The sequence below is a fragment of the Jeotgalicoccus psychrophilus DSM 19085 genome (genome assembly GCF_000425845.1).
GTDB lineage: Bacteria > Bacillota > Bacilli > Staphylococcales > Salinicoccaceae > Jeotgalicoccus > Jeotgalicoccus psychrophilus.
The window spans coordinates 1-17,917 of the sequence record NZ_AUEF01000020.1; the positions used below are offsets into that span (position 1 = coordinate 1).

At 43.9% G+C, this 17,917-nt stretch carries 14 protein-coding genes and 1 other annotated feature; of the genes, 2 read left to right on the forward strand and 12 right to left on the reverse strand.

Translation table 11 applies throughout. The features are described 5' to 3' along the window. Positions 1 to 130: 130 nt before the first annotated feature. The 11 genes from H625_RS0107600 to hutP form a co-directional block, all read right to left on the reverse strand. Positions 131 to 1,423, reverse strand: a complete 1,293-nt coding sequence (locus tag H625_RS0107600; RefSeq protein ID WP_026859391.1) for an adenylosuccinate synthase — start codon at positions 1,421 to 1,423, stop codon at positions 131 to 133. 117 nt (positions 1,424 to 1,540) lie between these two features. Then, positions 1,541 to 2,929, reverse strand: a complete 1,389-nt coding sequence (dnaB, locus tag H625_RS0107605; RefSeq protein ID WP_026859392.1) for a replicative DNA helicase — start codon at positions 2,927 to 2,929, stop codon at positions 1,541 to 1,543. Between the two features lie 24 nt (positions 2,930 to 2,953). After that, positions 2,954 to 3,400, reverse strand: coding sequence for a 50S ribosomal protein L9 (gene rplI, locus H625_RS0107610; protein ID WP_026859393.1), 447 nt, complete (start codon positions 3,398 to 3,400; stop codon positions 2,954 to 2,956). Next, a complete protein-coding gene (locus tag H625_RS0107615; protein ID WP_026859394.1) occupies positions 3,397 to 5,373 on the reverse strand; it encodes a DHH family phosphoesterase in 1,977 nt (658 codons plus the stop codon). Before H625_RS0107615 ends, rplI begins: the two co-directional genes overlap by 4 nt. Before the next feature lie 2 nt (positions 5,374 to 5,375). After that, positions 5,376 to 6,296: a DUF2232 domain-containing protein gene (locus H625_RS0107620; protein ID WP_026859395.1), complete on the reverse strand. Its 921-nt coding sequence runs from the start codon at positions 6,294 to 6,296 to the stop codon at positions 5,376 to 5,378. 74 nt (positions 6,297 to 6,370) lie between these two features. Next, the gene (gene serS, locus H625_RS0107625; RefSeq protein ID WP_026859396.1) at positions 6,371 to 7,648 is read right to left on the reverse strand and encodes a serine--tRNA ligase; all 1,278 of its coding nucleotides are present in this window, start codon (positions 7,646 to 7,648) and stop codon (positions 6,371 to 6,373) included. Positions 7,649 to 7,715: 67 nt separating this feature from the next. Next, positions 7,716 to 7,908, reverse strand: a binding site (T-box leader). Between the two features lie 46 nt (positions 7,909 to 7,954). Next, positions 7,955 to 9,187: an imidazolonepropionase gene (gene hutI, locus H625_RS0107630; protein ID WP_026859397.1), complete on the reverse strand. Its 1,233-nt coding sequence runs from the start codon at positions 9,185 to 9,187 to the stop codon at positions 7,955 to 7,957. Beyond that, entirely contained in the window at positions 9,187 to 10,845 is a 1,659-nt protein-coding gene (gene hutU, locus H625_RS0107635; RefSeq protein WP_026859398.1) for a urocanate hydratase, read from the reverse strand. The genes hutI and hutU overlap by 1 nt, the downstream gene beginning before the upstream one ends. A 12-nt stretch (positions 10,846 to 10,857) precedes the next feature. Further along, a complete protein-coding gene (locus H625_RS0107640) occupies positions 10,858 to 12,174 on the reverse strand; it encodes a YjiH family protein (RefSeq protein ID WP_084135794.1) in 1,317 nt (438 codons plus the stop codon). A gap of 156 nt (positions 12,175 to 12,330) precedes the next feature. Continuing rightward, positions 12,331 to 13,821 carry a histidine ammonia-lyase gene (gene hutH / locus H625_RS0107645; protein WP_026859400.1) on the reverse strand — a complete coding sequence of 497 codons (1,491 nt, stop codon included), beginning with the start codon at positions 13,819 to 13,821 and terminating at the stop codon, positions 12,331 to 12,333. A gap of 96 nt (positions 13,822 to 13,917) precedes the next feature. After that, positions 13,918 to 14,361: a histidine utilization transcription antiterminator HutP gene (hutP, locus tag H625_RS0107650; protein ID WP_281170645.1), complete on the reverse strand. Its 444-nt coding sequence runs from the start codon at positions 14,359 to 14,361 to the stop codon at positions 13,918 to 13,920. 165 nt (positions 14,362 to 14,526) lie between these two features. Between hutP and H625_RS0107655 the strand changes: the two genes are divergently transcribed. Both H625_RS0107655 and H625_RS0107660 read left to right on the forward strand, forming a co-directional pair. After that, entirely contained in the window at positions 14,527 to 14,994 is a 468-nt protein-coding gene (locus H625_RS0107655) for a DUF2975 domain-containing protein (protein ID WP_026859402.1), read from the forward strand. Beyond that, the gene (locus H625_RS0107660; protein ID WP_026859403.1) at positions 14,991 to 15,197 is read left to right on the forward strand and encodes a helix-turn-helix domain-containing protein; all 207 of its coding nucleotides are present in this window, start codon (positions 14,991 to 14,993) and stop codon (positions 15,195 to 15,197) included. The genes H625_RS0107655 and H625_RS0107660 overlap by 4 nt, the downstream gene beginning before the upstream one ends. Positions 15,198 to 15,326: 129 nt before the next feature. Here the strand turns inward: H625_RS0107660 and gyrA are convergent, their stop codons facing one another. After that, the gene (gene gyrA, locus H625_RS0107665) at positions 15,327 to 17,906 is read right to left on the reverse strand and encodes a DNA gyrase subunit A (protein WP_026859404.1); all 2,580 of its coding nucleotides are present in this window, start codon (positions 17,904 to 17,906) and stop codon (positions 15,327 to 15,329) included. Between the last annotated feature and the right edge of the window lie 11 nt (positions 17,907 to 17,917).

Sequence of the window (17,917 nt, forward strand, 5' to 3'; positions counted from 1 at the left end):
CTCGGGAATGACGGCGTTTCATTGCGGAGCAAACGGGCTTACTCGGGAATGACGGGGTTTCATTGCGGAGCAAACCGCGATTAAGCATGAAAAAACACCGGACATCATTATGTCCGGTGCCGCAATAATATTACTTCTCGTTCCAGAAGTTTTTTAGTAAGTTTGTCTGGTTTCTGTCCGGGCCAACTGAGAATATAGATGCTTTCACACCGCATAGTCTCTCAATTTCACGCAGGTAGTTATATGCGTTTTCCGGAAGTTCTTCCAATGTCTTAACACCGGTAATGTCTTCTGACCAGCCCGGCATTTCTTTGTAAATAGGTTTCGCGCGCTGTAAGTCTTCAAGTGTTGCAGGGTACTCTGTAATTTCAACACCGTCGAGTTCATAAGCAGTACAGATTTTCACTGTTTTAAGTCCGCTCATTACGTCGATTGAGTTCAGCGACAGATCTGTAATACCGCTGACGCGTCTTGAGTGGCGGACAACAACTGAGTCGAACCAGCCGATACGGCGCGGACGTCCTGTTGTCGTTCCGTATTCACGGCCGATTTCACGGATGTGATGACCATCTTCGTCAAATAGTTCAGTAGGGAATGGGCCGTCTCCAACGCGTGATGTGTATGCTTTACATACACCGACAACGTTTTTAACGTGTGATGGACCGACACCGCAGCCGACAGTAACGTTTCCTGCTACCGGGTTGCTTGATGTAACGAACGGGTATGTTCCGTGGTCAACGTCGAGCATAACGCCCTGTGCGCCTTCAAACAGCACGTTCTTGCCTTCTGTGAAAGCGTCGTCGAGCAGTTTGGCAGTATCACATACGTAAGGTGCTAAACGCTCTGCAGCTTCTTTATACGGTGCGTAGATTTCATCGAATGTGAATCCTTCGTGATCGTATAATGCTTTAAGCATATGATTTTTCAGTTTCAGGTTCTCTTCTAAACGGCGTTTGAATACTTCGTCGTCTACTAAGTCAGCCATACGGATACCGATGCGCTGAACTTTATCTACGTACGATGGACCGATACCGCGTTTAGTCGTACCGATTTTATTGTCGCCGCGTGCTTCTTCTTCAAGTACATCCTGCGTAATGTGATAAGGCAGAATAACCTGGGCACGGTTTGAAATGCGTAAGTTATCAACGCCGATGCCGCGTTCAAGCAGTCCGTCGAGTTCTTTAATTAGAGATAATGGGTCAACTACGACGCCGTTCCCGATTAAAGAAAGTTTATCTTCGTAAAAAATACCTGATGGTACGAGGTGAAGTTTATAAGTCTCTCCGCCAAATTGAATCGTATGACCCGCGTTGTTTCCACCTGAAAATCGTGCAATAACATGTGCATCTTCCGAGAGGAAGTCTGTAATCTTACCTTTACCTTCGTCTCCCCATTGTGTTCCAACAACTACTGTTCCAGACATATGATTGCCCCCAAATGATTGATTAATTTTACCGTTACCAATGTTACCAATAATTCTTACAAAAATCAATTAAAGTCCGAACGTTTTTCAATGTAATATTGAAAAATATTCGGACTTCTAAGCCGGCGGTATATAATTATCGTCAAAATCACGTGTATCCTGGTCAAAAAAGCTGCTGTAGGATTTATTGAAGATTAATTTAACAGTTCCTGTCGGACCGTTACGGTGTTTAGCTAAAATAATCTCAATTTCATCCTGGACACTCTGTGCGCCTTCTTCTTCATCTTCACCATCACCGCGGTTGTAATAGTCATCGCGGTACAGGAATGCAACGATATCGGCATCCTGCTCAATCGAACCCGATTCACGCAAGTCACTCATCATTGGACGTTTGTCCTGACGCGTCTCAACACTACGTGACAGCTGACTCAATGCGATTACCGGACACTGCATTTCACGGGCAAGTCCTTTTAGCATACGGGAAATTTCCGAAACTTCCTGCTGACGGTTTTCACCCTGACGGCTGCCTGAACCCTGAATCAGCTGCAGATAGTCGATAATCACCATGTCGAGTCCGTGTTCCTGTTTTAATCGCAGACATTTCGCACGGATTTCATTCACTCGAATACCTGCTGAGTCATCGATAAAAATCTTCGAATTGGCAAGCGTACCGATCGCTGTCGTAAAGTTATCCCAGTCCTGATGATCGAGTGCTCCCTGACGGAGTTTTGTCGCATCGATCATTCCCTGACTGGAAATCATTCTGCTGACGAGCTGGTCAGCACCCATCTCAAGTGAGAATACCGCAACGGTATAACCATCCGGAGATGTGCCGACGTGACCTGCAATATTTAAAGCAAACGCCGTTTTACCCATGGAAGGGCGGGCGGCTAAAATAATTAAGTCGTTGCGTCCGAAACCCGAAGTCATAAAATCGAGATCCCGGTAGCCTGTCGGAATACCGGTAATGCCCGTATTATTTCCTGCGAGTGATTCGATTTGTTCGTAAACTTCGTGCACAACTTCTTTCATCGATTTGAAACCATCGCTGCGGCGGCCTTCAGACACACCCATAATACGCGATTCAGCTTCTGCGAGCAGCTCGTTAATATCGACTTCGTTCTGGAAACCGTCGCTCGCAATTTCATCTGCCACGCTGATCAATTTACGGCGGAGCGACTGGCGCGCAATAATATCAGCATAAAACTGCCAGTTGCGGCTCGTCGGTGTGACGTTGGATAATTCACCCAGATAACGCGGATTCACCGTATTATTCAGTTCATCCATACTCCGCAGTTTATCGGTAATCGTCACAACGTCTAGCTCGGCATTTTGTTCGGATAAGAGCATCATCGCACGGAAAATCTGCTGATGCTCCGGCCGGTAAAAGTCTTCCGGAGCTATAATTTCAGTGACATTTAAAAAAATGGAGGAATCGATAAAGATTGCCCCAAGCACCGATTGTTCTGCATCATTATCATGCGGCATTTGGCGATTCATTTCCATTATCGATTCCTCCTGTTATTCATATTACTGTTCAACAACGTGTACTTTTAACTCTGCTTCCACTTCGTTGTGCAATTTAATTGTTACTTTGTGATAACCTAAGCTCTTGAAAGTGTCTGGCATATTCAGTTTGCGTTTATCAAGTTTGATATCGTGCTGTTTCTGATATGCTTCAATGACCTGTTTAGAACTTACAGAACCGAACAGACGGCCGTCTTCACCGGCTTTAGTTTTAATTTCTACTTCTTTACCTTCAAGTTCAGCTTTTAAATCTTTAGCTGCCTGAAGATCATCAGCTTCCTGCTGGCGGACTTCTTCTTTTTGCGCGTCCAGCTTTTTCAAGTTTACAGCATTAGCTTCTTCAGCAAGACCTTTTTTGAACAGGAAGTTATGAGCATAACCTGAAGCGACTTCTTTAACTTCACCTTGTTTACCTTTATTCTTAACGTCTTTTAAAAATATTACTTTCATTCTTCTTCACTCCTGTTATTTAGAAATGTATCGATTGCTTCTGTTAATTCCGCGTAAGCCTCATCGATGGATTTGCCTTCCATGCGCGTCGCAGCATTTGTTAAATGTCCGCCGCCGTTCAGCTGTTCCATAATGATCTGCACGTTCACTTTACCTAGCGAACGGGCGGAAATTCCTATTGTCTCATCTTCTCTTAATGCCATCACGAAAGATGCCTGAACACCTTCGATCTGTAAGAGCTGATCCGCTGCCTGTGCAACTGTCACAGGGTGGTACGTCATCGTTTCATCCGCTTTAACGATCGCAATGCCGGTATCGCGTATTTCCGCAGATTTAATTAAATCACTGCGCGCGATAAACGTATCGATATCATCTTTTAGGAACGTCTGAGCCAGCACCGGATCGGCGCCGTTACTGCGTAAATAACTCGCTGCGTCGAACGTTCTTGAACCCGTGCGGAGCGTGTAGTTTCTAGTATCGACAATAATACCCGTCAGCATAATCGTCGCTTCAATGCGGGACAATTTATTCTGTTTGTTCTGGTATTCCAGCAGTTCCGCCACGAGCTCACTGGCGCTCGATGCATAAGGCTCCATGTAGACAAGCAGGGGATTTGAGATCATTTCATCCGCACGTCTATGGTGATCGATGACCACTTTCCGCGTTGCCTTATTAAGAAGATCTTCATCCAGCACCATCGACGGACGGTGTGTATCAACGATAACAATCGTCGTCTTCGGCGTCATTTTATCCCATGCTTCTTCGCTGCTGATAAACGTCTCGTAAAGATCTTCCTTTGACTCAACTTCTTTCATTAAGCGAGACAGCGTATCGTCTATATCTTCATCGTTTAACACAATATGCGCTTCAATCCCGTTCGAGCTGGCGATTTTAGCAACACCGATTGATGAACCAATCGAGTCAACATCAGGGTTTTTATGCCCCATAATAATGACGTTGTCACCTTCAAGAAGAATATCCCGGAGTGCGTGCGCCATAACACGTGCTTTAACGCGCGTACGTTTTTCCATCGGGTCGGTTTTACCGCCGTAGAATCTCGCACTGCCGTTAATCGTCTTAATCGCAACCTGATCACCCCCGCGGCCGAGAGCAAGATCCAGACTCGACTGCGCCAGTTCTCCCACTTCGATAAAGTCCGCAGACCCTTCGCCGATACCCATGCTTAAAGTTATCTGAGCACCATGTTCAGCTGAGTTTTCACGAATGTGATCGAGCAGTATAAACTTGGTTTTTTCAATAACAGCTAAACTTTTCGCTGACATAACCATCATAAAACGATCATTTGAAAAGCGTCGCAGGTAGATATTGTGTTCCGTTGCCCAGTCGTTAATCGTATTCGTCAGACTGTTGTTTAAATCACTCTTCAGCGCTTCAGTCATGTTCTGTGTCATATCATCGTAGTTATCGAGGAACAGAATTCCGATTACCGGGTCTTTATCTTCTAATTGTTTTTCCATCTTTTTCTCGTCGGTAATATCGACAAGCAGAAGGGCATTATTCTCTTCATAAAAATGAATCCGGTAGTTTTTTTCGTTGTACGACGTATCCATCTTCTGAATATTATTCGCTTTCAGCGTCGTCATAATATTCGGGAATACTCGGTTGATCGGTTCATGGTGAAAGTTTTCCGGAATTTCTTGTGACATAAATTTATTCAGCCATGAAATTTCCTCATCGTCATTTAATAAAATAACTCCGAGGGGCAGATCATCGATAACATACTGCCTGGCACCTGCCATGTTTTTTGACAGTTCAATCACCCTGTTTTCACTGAGGACAAGCCAGCGGTAGAGGTACAGATAAACCAATGCCAGAATGACAATGCTCACAATAATGCTCACAATGCCAAAGACAGTATGGTTAAGTACAATAGCAATGCTAAGTATAGAAATATGGAATGCCAGCACAATAAATGGGATAAGCATCAATTTTTTATCTAAAACTTTAAACATCGCTATTTCCTCCTCAATTCCATAATTAATCGAATTCTAAAGATCATTTCGAACAGTCCGATAAGCACAGTAATTGGTCTGAACAGCACAAGCGGAATTAATATTATAATTGCCAGCACTTTGTTTAATTTCTTACTGAGCATAAAATAGTACGCGAAGGCGAGCCCGTGTATGAACAATGCCCATTCCAGAATGAGCGAGATATTGCTGTACAGTGTAATTGTACTTTCTTCCCAGTTGCCGCTGAACAGCATAATTATAAATATCAGCATATATAGATATAATAGCATTCTCGGCATAATCCATTTGTCGAAACTGCGGTAATTCCACATTTGTGTATTATCCTGCGGCATTAATCTGACAATCAGTATGATGTACAATGCGAGGAAGAAACTGCCGATTATTAAAAAGGCTGGCAGGTTCTGGAAGTATAAATCCATCGCCTGGAGCACTGTATCTGCATCCATGACGTCAGGCGTTAATTCACTGACAGTATTGAGCTGTTCAGCGTACCAGTTTCTGAATGTCGCATATATTTCCGATAAAGGTCTTAAGAAACCAAGCATTTGCATCACTATAACGGTGGCCATCGTACTTAAACCAATAGCGAATGTCGTATAAAACAGCGTCAGTTCCTGAGAAATTTTTTTATCCAGCGTGTGTGCAAGAATGCTGGTAATAATGTATAGAATTATAAAACTGCCCGTAGCGAGCGGTGATAAAAACAGCATGGCCGGAATAAGAAAACTAAAGAATAAAATCCAGTAGTTTGCTGTCGACTGCTGCTTAATTTTTAACAATAAGTATATTGCAAATGGCATCACGACAGGACCGAAAATTATGGTGATCTCCGTGAGCATAATATAAGCTACAACAGCGAGCAGTGTAAGGGTAAGCGTACCCGTTGGTATTTTTTTATTCAATGTTACACTCCTCTTTAATACTTTTAAAAATGAATGCCCCTATTAATATTGAATAGGAGCATCCGGTATTTATATTATAACCTTTCAAGCTTCTCCTGACCACCCATATATGGCTGGAGCACTTCAGGAATAGTCACTGAGCCGTCTTCGTTCTGGTAATTCTCAAGGAGGGCAGCCATCGTTCTTCCGACAGCAAGACCGCTTCCGTTTAACGTGTGCAGCAACTCAGGTTTTGAGTCTTTTTCACGTTTAAATTTAATGTTTCCCCGGCGTGCCTGGAAATCTGTCATATTAGAAATTGAACTGATTTCTTTGTAGTCATCGTAGCTCGGCAGCCATACTTCAACGTCGTAAGTTTTAGATGAACCGAAACCGATATCACCGGTACAAAGCAGCACTGTACGATGCGGAATATCGAGCAGATTTAAAATGTTCTCAGCGTGCTGAGTCATTTCTTCAAGCGCTGTCCATGAATCTTCAGGGCGTTCCAGACGGACCATTTCAACTTTGTTGAACTGGTGCAGACGGATTAAACCGCGTGTATCCCTGCCGGCAGAGCCTGCTTCACTTCTGAAACATGCTGTCTGCGCTGTAAATTTCACCGGTACTTCTTCAGCTTTTAACGTTTCGTCTTTATGGAAGTTCGTTAAAGTCACTTCAGATGTTGGAATTGTATACATTTCTTCGTCTTCAATTTTGAATAAGTCTTCACCGAATTTCGGCAGCTGGCCCGTTGCGTACATCGCTTCAGCGCGGACGATCTGCGGCGTCATCATTTCACGGTAGCCGTTCTTATTGTGCACATCGAGCATGAAGTTCATCAGTGCACGCTCTAAACGTGCACCATCTCCTGTGTGATACACAAAGCGCGCACCCGATACTTTGGCAGCACGGTCAAAGTCTGCAAGCTCAAGGTCTTCTAAAATGTCCCAGTGCGGTTTTGGTTCATAGTCAAATGAACGGGGTTCACCGGTACGGCGGATTTCCACGTTTTCACTATCATCTTTACCTTCAGGCACATCGTCGTGAATTAAATTCGGCAGACGGCTCATCTTGTCGTGGTAATCACTTTGAATCGTATTGAGTCTTTCATCGATTTCTTTAATGCGTTCACCAACGTCACGCATTTCTTTAATAACGTCTTCAGCATCTTCTTTATTTTTCTTCTTCACCGCAATTTCCTGTGATACTTTGTTGCGTCGGCTTTTCAGCTCTTCAGTTTCAACAATCAGCGCACGTCTTTCTTTATCCAATTGTAAAATATCATCGATTAACACAGGTTCCAGTCCGCGTTTTGCTACTTTCTCTTTCACCGTTTCAGTGTCATTGCGCAGTACTTTAATGTCTAACATGTGCATACCTCCAGGTTTTTTTATTTAATGCTTAAATTTAGGGAAAATTAAAAGACCACGTCCCCGTGAAAGGGACGTGGTCTACGCGTTGCCACCCTAATTAGCATCATTTACTGATACTATCTCTAACTTTTTAACGGCCTTTGCCGGCTACTTTATTTAACGAAAGACAGAAATTCGCATATCTCGCGATCATTTTCACCAGCCATGACCTCTCTATTAAGCGGAAGATATGTTACTGCTTCTTTCAAAGTAGTAAATATTAACTTGGTGCTATTTTATAACGCTGTACTTAAAAAGGCAAGTTTATAAAGTTAAACCCGGACGCTCAAAAATCAGTTTGCCGTCGGCAATTACTTTGTAGGCATGATTTACACCGTAATGGTACGGAATGTACTCGTGGTTCGGCGCATCCCAGACAACGATATTTGCAGCGTCTCCTTCGTTAAGCGTACCGCGATCAGCATCAATTGCATGTGCGGCGTTAACTGTTACTGCATTCCATATTTCATTGGGTGTCATTTTAAGTTTTAAAGCAGCGATTGCCATAATCATCTGCAGGTTGTCAGTTACACAGCTGCCCGGGTTGTAATCCGTTGCCAATGATACTGCACCACCCTGATCGATCATGCCGCGTGCATCTGCGAATTCATTTTTACCAAGGTAAAATGTCGTTCCGGGCAGAAGCACTGCGACTGTGTTGGAGTCCGCCAGCTGAGTCTTCCCTGTTTCGCTTGCTGCAACTAAGTGGTCTGCACTGATTGCATCCTGTTCAATCGCAAGCTCCAGCCCGCCGAGCGGATCAATTTCATCTGCATGAATTTTTACCCGGAAGCCTTTTTCACGTGCCGCTTCCATATACTTTCTCGACTGGTCGACAGAGAATACACCTGTTTCTGTAAAGATATCCGCGAAGTCTGCATAGTCTTTTACTTCATCAAGCAGATCTGTCATCTCCTGTAAGAACTCTTCAGCTTCTCTGCCTTTAGGAATAGCGTGCGGTCCTAAGAACGTATGACGCATAAGCACCGGGAATTTCTCTTCCAGCGCTTTTGATACTTTAAGCTGTTTTAATTCGTTCTCACGGTCGAGTCCGTAGCCGCTTTTGCTTTCAACAGTTAACACGCCGTGCTGAATCATACGTGTCATGTTAACTGATGCTTTGTTTAATAGTTCATCAAACGACGATTTGCGTGTTTGTTCAACTGTATTTAAAATACCGCCGCCCTGTTCAAGTATCGTTAAATAGTCGACACCCTGGCGTTTCAGTGACATTTCATGCTCGCGTGAACCGCCGTGCACGATATGCGTGTGGGGTTCAACGAGAGCAGGGGAAACGATTTTGCCTTCAGCGTTGATTGTTTCTGCCGCTTCATACTCATCTGTTTTCCCTCCGGCATAAACAACTTTACCGTCTTTAATTACAATAATGGCATCGTCGACGATATTTAACTCGTCCATCTCTTTGCCTTTTAGAGGCCCATCGGTTTTTTTCGGTAAAATTAATGACTTTATATTTGTTATTATTACATCATTCATTATTTATTCTCCTTTAACATTGGTATATTCACACCGCGTTCTTTCGCTGTGTTAATTGCGATATCGTAGCCGGCATCTGCGTGTCTTGCGACTCCCATACCCGGATCAGTTGTCAGTACACGGTCCAGTCTCTTCGCCGCACGGTCAGTACCGTCCGCTACGACTACCATACCAGCATGGAGTGAGTAACCCATACCAACACCGCCCCCGTGGTGCACGCTGATCCATGAGCCGCCTGCAGCCGTGTTAACGAGCGCATTTAGAATTGCCCAGTCGCCGACTGCATCACTGCCGTCTTTCATGCTTTCAGTTTCACGGTTTGGACTGGCTACAGAACCTGAATCCAGGTGGTCGCGTCCAATAACGATCGGTGCCGAGATTTCTCCTGTTCTAACGAGCTCATTGAGTGCAAGACCCATCTTTGCACGTTCTCCGTAGCCAAGCCATGCAATACGTGCCGGCAGACCCTGAAAGGCAATTTTTTCTTCCGCCATATCGAGCCAGCGTAATAATTTCTCGTTCTCAGGGAACAATTCACGCATTTTCTTATCGGCAACCGCAATATCATTCGGGTCTCCACTTAAGGCAACGAAGCGGAATGGTCCTTTACCTTCACAGAACAGCGGACGAATGTATGCAGGGACGAAGCCCAGGAAGTCGAATGCATTTTCAACGCCTGTATCAAACGCAACCTGGCGGATGTTGTTACCGTAGTCAAAGACCACTGCACCATTTTTCTGGAACTGGAGCATTGCTTCGACGTGTTTCGCCATTGAGGCACTGGACAGCTTCACGTACTCTTCAGGATTCTCTTCACGCAGTTTTTTTGCCTCTTCAAGCGAGTAGCCTTCAGGCACGTAGCCGTTTAACGGATCGTGTGCAGATGTCTGGTCAGTCACAACATCAATTTCAAAACCTCGGTTTAAAATCTCATGGTGTACTTCAGCAGCATTGCCGATTAAGCCAATCGATAAAGGTTTCCCTGCATCGCGTGCTTCTTCTGCCATTTTTAGCGCCTCATCAAGTGAATCTGTTTTAACATCAAGGTAACGAGTTTCAATACGTTTATCGATTCTTGTTTCGTCGACATCGACACAAAGTGCAACCCCTTCGTTCATCGTTACTGATAACGGCTGAGCGCCGCCCATGCCGCCGAGACCGGCAGTTAAAGTAATCGTGCCGCGCAGTGTGCCGTCGTAGTTCTGGTTCGCAAGCTCAGCAAATGTTTCATACGTGCCTTGAACGATACCCTGTGAACCGATGTATATCCATGAACCGGCGGTCATCTGACCGTACATCATCAGACCTTTTTTATCGAGTTCATTGAAATGCTCCCAGTTTGCCCATTTCGGTACAAGTACAGAATTCGACATCAGCACTCTCGGCGCTTCTTCATGTGTTTTAAACACTGCCACGGGCTTACCTGACTGAATCAGCATTGTCTCATCGGATTCTAAATTACGGAGTGTATTTTCAATCGCTTCAAACGACTCCCAGTTGCGCGCCGCTTTACCGATACCGCCGTAAACAACTAAGTCTTCCGGACGTTCTGCAACTTCAGGATCCAGGTTGTTATACAGCATGCGGAGCGCTGCTTCTTGTTCCCATCCTTTACATTCGATATTCAAACCTGTTTTAGCAGTAATTTTTCTAGACATATTGTCATCCCCTTAAAATATTAATAATGCGATTGGTATTACGATTAACAATGACAGCACTGTGCGGATAAACCACACGAATATCAATTTCCATACTTTTAAATTTAAACTTGTACTTAACACTGCAGGTATCAGGCCTGATAAAAAGACGACAGCTGAGACCGAAGTCACACCGACGATAAACCGGGTCATAATGTCCGCTTCTGCGACGAGCAGGGAAGGCAGGAACATTTCAACAATGGATATCGTCACCGCTTCGGCAATCAGCGGCACATTCTCGAGCGGGAACATATACAGAATCGGGTAATAAACGTAGGACACCCATGTAATAACGTCCGTATACTCTGCGGCGATTAACCCGATAAGGCCGATTGATAAGACTGACGGCACAACTGAAGCGGTCATCTTCATCGCTTCGATGAAGTTCATCCAGACGTCTTCTGTGAGCGGACGCGAACTGTGCGACTGCTGCTTCGCTTTGTACCATGCATACTGCAGTATATTGCCTTCGTAATTTTCTTCGATGTTGTTGTTTTTATCGTTAAAGTAAATTTTTTGTTCCTTCCGAATCGGCGGCAGGTAAGCCGTGATTGCCGTCACTCCAAAAGTAACGAGCAGAATGACGATAAAAAACAGCACCCAGTAATCCATCAGTTCGAGTGTGCGTGCGACAACAACCATAATCGTTACCGATACGGTGGAAAAGCCCGTCGCTATAATCAGGCCTTCCTTTCGGTTATACAATCCTTCTTTATACGTCCGGTTGGTAATTAAGAGCCCGACCGAATAGCTGCCAACGAGTGAAGCCATTGCATCCATCGCCGAACGGCCTGGTGTTTTAAACAGTGCTCTCATCACCGGTTCCAGCAGCACGCCGATAAAAACCAGGAAACCGTAGCCTAGAATGAGTCCAAGTGCTGCACCGCCGAGCGGTATTAAGAGACTCAAATTAATTGCCAGCGAGTAGAAGAGAAATGGTCCCATATTTTCATCGAGCACAAATGAGGGGCCGATATTAAATACGACCATAATACCGATTAACAAACCGAGTATTTTAAAAGACGTAAACAGTAGGTTAAAAGCACTTTGCTTCCACGTTTTAGTTAAAAACGGAAGCAGCGTGCCGGCAAACACTATCGCCAGCGTGTAATACTGAATATTCTCTCCAAAAACCTTATGAATCACAGTAACGATGTGATCGAGCATAATCGATGTTGTTCCGGACAGTGTTACCGGTACGAAAAACAGAAATAATCCAAGTGCACTGAACACGAAGAAACGCCATATTTTATACCCTTTTTCACGACGCATCTCATCCTCTGAGACCATGACATGACCCCTTTACTGAATTCCTTTTAAAACAGCAGCAGTGCTAACTCAAGCGATTCCTGCTTTGTTTTATAAGCAATTTCTTTAATACATGGCTCAAGCTTATATAATTTCTGAATATTTAACCAAATAATTGACTGAAATTTTTAGATTACTTTAATTAACTTCAGTTAACGCATTTGAAAGATCGTTGATTTCAATGCTGAAATTACGGTCATGGTCGATGAAATCTGCAATCAGACGGTACTCATCGAATTTTTTACGCGTTGCCGGAGATAATTTATCTTTACCTTTAATTTCTGCTGCTGTCATCGCGATAAACAGCTCTGTTGCAACGACGTAGCGTGCGTTGTTAATAATATCTCTCGCATGACGCGCACCGATTGTTCCCATTGAAACGTGGTCTTCCTGATTAGCAGAAGAGGGGATAGAGTCGACACTTGCCGGATGAGCGAGTGTTTTATTTTCAGAAACGAGACTTGCCGCCGCATATTGCAGAATCATTGCACCGGACTGCAGTCCTTCTTCCGGGCTTAAAAATGCCGGCAGATCTCCGTTTAGTGCGGGGTTAACGAGACGCTCGATACGGCGCTCCGTGATATTCGCAATTTCTGCGACACCGATTTTTAACAGATCCATTGCAATCGCAATCGGCTGACCGTGGAAGTTTCCGCCTGAATAGACTTCATCTTCACTGAAAATTAAAGGATTATCGTTTGCCGCATTCATTTCAATTTCCAGTTTGTCTTTAACATATTTCAGCGTCTGCAGTGATGCACCGTGCACCTGCGGAATACATCTGATTGAGTAACCGTCTTGTACGCGCATTTCCCCCTGACGTGTTGTCAACTCTGAGCCTTCTAAGTATTCGAGCATTTTTTCAGCGACATAAATCTGTTCCGGATAGCCGCGTGATTCGTGGATCTGATGATTGTAAGCATCTGTAATACCGTTCAGCGACTGATGTGTCAGTGAGGCAATCCATAAGCTGTCATGCATTAACTTATCCGCTTCAATGTAATTAATCACACCTTGTGCTGTCATCGGCTGCGTGCCGTTAATCAGTGCGAGGCCTTCTTTTGCCTGCAGTGTAATCGGTTCGATGCCGAGCGATTCCAGCACGTCACGTGTATTTCTTCTTTCATCCATAAAGAACACTTCGCCTTCGCCGATTAGAGTCAGCGCCATATGAGACAGGGGAGCAAGGTCTCCTGAAGCGCCAAGTGAACCTTGTTCCGGCACAACAGGGATAATGCGTTTGTTAATATACAATTTGAGCTGTTCCACTAAATCTCTTGTCACACCTGAGTGGCCTTTCAGCATCGTGTTCAAACGGAAAACCATCATCAAAAGTGCAACCGGCTCATCGAAAGCCTTGCCGACACCGCAGGCATGAGATCGAATTAGGTTTGTCTGCAGATCTTTCACTTTCTCTTTTGAAATTAAGACATCACAAAACAGGCCGAAACCTGTCGTAATACCGTAAATTGTCTTGCCTTCTGCAATAATATTCTCAACAACTTTTCTTGAAGCATCGACACGTCCATAAGCTTCTTCTGTAATTTCCACCGTACTTTCCGAATTTCCCAGGAAATCTTTCACTTCATCAATCGTTAAACTCTGTCCATCCAAATGTAAAACTGACATAGTATACCTCCTAAATTTACGTACAAAAAAAGACACAAAAATCCCTAAGATTTTTATGTCCCTACCAGCTAATGTCTATGACAAGATTATTAAATTTTAAATATGATTAATGCCGAGCCCCAAAGCTTCGTGCTCTTTTCCTTTGATTGGCGCACCAATTGTTCCGTAGAAACAAACCGCCAGCCATTCGCCTTCATCATCACTATCGTATGGATTCCCTCTGACAATCGCGAACCTTAATCCGACAGTACGCATAATTTCCCCGACACTTAAATCACCGCGGGTCACACCCTGGAGTGCTTCTAAAATTGCGTGGTATAAAGAATGAGTTTCACGATAAATATTTCCATCGATGAGTCCGCCGCGCTTCGCAGCAGTTTCAACCGACGAGATGACTTTGCTTAAATCCATTGACCCGACTTTACCTGTCATCACCTTGAACGAATCAAAGTGGGGTAAGATGCCGAGCGCTGTTTTTTCATCAGTCAGTGCAACGAGTGTAGTGAATTTACCAAATTCACGATGTGTACTTTGAGTCATAATATACCTGCCTAATCACTAATAACTGATATCATTATAGCGCTTTCATAAAATAAACACAAGATACTATAATTTAATATTTTATCGATAAACGATATATTTTTATTGTTTATTAGTAATCTGAATGATAAAATTAATTTATAAAAATTTAAAGCAGGAAAAATTATGATTAAAAAAACTTTGGTGCTGCGTCTTACATTGTTAATTATTGCGGCCATACTTTTACTATTTGGATTTTTAATGACCGTACAGCTTTTCACATCGGAAGGCAAGGTCTATACTATCGTTTATATAGCGGTTGCTGTTGTCTGGATCGATATGATTTTAGGCCTGTTTATCGTGTATGCTTTAAATAAGTTATTAAAACTCATCGACACAAACGAAATTTTTTCTGACCGGACCTTAAATATTATGAATCGTATCCAGAAACTGACTCTCACTATCGCTGTCGTAACAATCGGTTTGATGCCGTTCTTCTTTACAATAGGACAGCTGGATGACGCACCTGGACTCGTCTTGTTCGGTGCAGGGATAGTATTTATTCCGTTCTCGATATATATTCTCGTTGCTGTGTTAAAAGAAACACTCAGTAAAGCCGTGTCAATAAAACAGGAAAATGAGCTGACAATATGACAAAAATAGTAGTAAACCTTGATGTGGTGCTCGCCAAACGGAAAATAAGCATGACCGAACTCGCGAATGAGGTCGGTGTGACGATGGCGAATTTATCAGTATTGAAAAACAATAAAGCAAAAGCCGTCCGCTTCTCGACATTGGAGAAAATCTGCGAAGTATTGGACTGCCAGCCCGGCGATATACTGGAGTACAGGAAGTAAGACGCTCATTGCGGAGCAAACACGCTTTCCCGGGAATGACAGCAGCTCATTGCGGAGCAAGCGTCCGCAAAACAAAAAAGCACCCAGAATTCTCAGTTTTGAGAGTTTCAGGTGCTTTTTATTAACCATTTATTCTTCTTCTGATTCCGAATCGTCTTCAGTTTCAGGGTTTAAACCTTCTTCGATTTCATCTGTTTCAACTTCAAGGTTATCTTCCGCTTCAAGTGTTTCTTCAGCCATTTCAGAACCGTCTTCTTCCAGTTCTTCTGCGGCAATTTCATTTTTCACTACAGCAACTGTTGCCACGTCCTGCTCTTCGTCCAAGCGAATAAGTCTGACGCCCTGCGTGTTACGGCTTGTAATTGAGATCGCATCGATTGTCAGGCGGATAATTACGCCTTTGTCTGTAACGATCATCATGTCTTCATCACGGTCTACTGACGCGATAAACACCAGCTTACCGTTTTTAGCTGTCAGGTTCGCAGTTTTCACACCGAAGCCGCCGCGTTTAATTGAGCGGTATTCGTCTTCAGGTGTGAGCTTGCCATAACCTTTGTCTGTAACGACAAGGACATGCTGGTCCGGATCAAGGACGTCAACGCCTACTACTTCATCGTCGCCTCTAAGCTTGATTCCGCGTACACCTGCTGCTGTACGGCCCATGCTTCTGACCTGGTCTTCTTCAAAGCGTACAAGTGAACCTTCACGTGTACCTAAGATGACTTCTTTCGTGCCATCTGTTAAGCGCACACCGAGGAGTTCATCTTCGCCTCTGAAGCTGATGGCAATTTTACCGTTTTTATTAATCTGCTTAAAGTCATCCAACGGTGTGCGTTTCGCAAGACCATTTTTCGTTGCAAATAATAACTGGTAGCCTTCAGTTTCGTCTTTATCTTTCACGCTGATCATCGTACTGATTTTCTCATCTTTTTCGATTTCAATCAGGTTAACAATCGGCAATCCTTTAGATTGGCGTGACAGTTCAGGAATTTCATATCCCTTAAGACGATAGACGCGTCCTGTATTCGTAAAGAACAGAATATAGTCATGTGTACTCATCGTCACAATCTGGCTGACGAAGTCTTCATCGACCGTATTCATGCCCTGAATACCGCGTCCGCCGCGGTGCTGTGCACGGTATGTCGATGCCGGGAGACGCTTGATATAGCTGTTATGACTCAATGTCACAACAATCTGCTCTCTCGGAATTAAATCTTCATCTTCAATATCGTAAATGCTGCCCAGCGTAATTTCCGTACGGCGTTCGTCCCCGTATCGTTCACGGATATCGATTAATTCTTCTTTGATCACTTCAAGCAGTTTCACATCATCATTCAGAATACTCTTCAGATATTCAATGTTTTTAATAATTTCATCATGTTCAGCCTGGATTTTACCGCGTTCAAGGCCTGTCAGACGACGTAATCTCATATCGAGAATTGCCTGAGCCTGGCGTTCTGACAAGTTGAATTCACTCATCAGGGCGTTTTTAGCTTCTTCATCTGCATCAGATGCACGGATTGTCTTAATGATTTCATCGATATGATCGAGAGCAATCAGCAAGCCTTCAAGAATATGCACACGGTCCTCAGCACGTTTTAATTCGTACTTCGTACGGCGTGTTACTACAACTTTCTGGTGCTCTAAATAATGATAAAGCACTTCTTTTAAGCCGAGTACTTTCGGTTCTCCGTTTACAAGTGCCAGCATATTAACACCAAATGATGTCTGCAGCGGCGTTTGTTTATACAGGTTATTTAAAATAACATTCGCATTTTTATCTTTGCGAATTTCAATAATGATTCTGACGCCTTCTTTTAGTGACGTTTCATCACGCAGATCTGTAATGCCTTCGATTTTTTTATCGCGCACTAATTCTGCAATCTTCTCAACAAGACGCGCTTTGTTCACCTGGTATGGAATTTCAGAAACAACAATACGTTCTTTGCCGTTCTTCATCATTTCAACTTCACAGCGTGCACGCATAATTACAGAACCATGTCCTGTTTCATATGCTTTTTTAATACCGCTCTTACCGATAATTAAGCCTGAAGTCGGGAAGTCAGGTCCTGTGACATGTTCCATCAGGTCCATCGTTGTGACGTTCGGGTTATCCGCAAGTTCCAGTACCGCATTAATAACTTCTGTTAAGTTATGCGGCGGAATGTTCGTCGCCATACCTACTGCAATACCGCTCGTACCATTGACGAGAAGGTTAGGAAAGCGTGCCGGCAAAACGGATGGTTCCCGTTCGTTTTCATCGTAGTTCGGCTGGAAATCAACTGTGTCTTTGTTAATATCACGCATTAATTCCATCGAAATTTTACTCATTTTCGCTTCAGTGTAACGCATCGCTGCTGCGCCGTCGCCGTCCATGGAACCGAAGTTCCCCTGGCCGTGAACGAGCGGGTAGCGGTAACTGAAGTCCTGAGCCATACGCACCATTGCATCGTAGATTGAAGAATCACCGTGCGGGTGATATTTACCCATAACGTCCCCGACAATACGTGCTGATTTTTTAAACGGCTTGTCAGATGTCATGCCGTTATCGTGCATACCGTATAAAATTCTGCGGTGCACAGGCTTCATGCCGTCTCTGACATCAGGCAATGCACGAGATACGATAACACTCATGGCATAGCTTAAAAACGAGCTGCGCATCGTTTTAGTAATATTTATTTGCTGAAGTTGTTCCTCATGGTCCGCCATAAATTAAATCT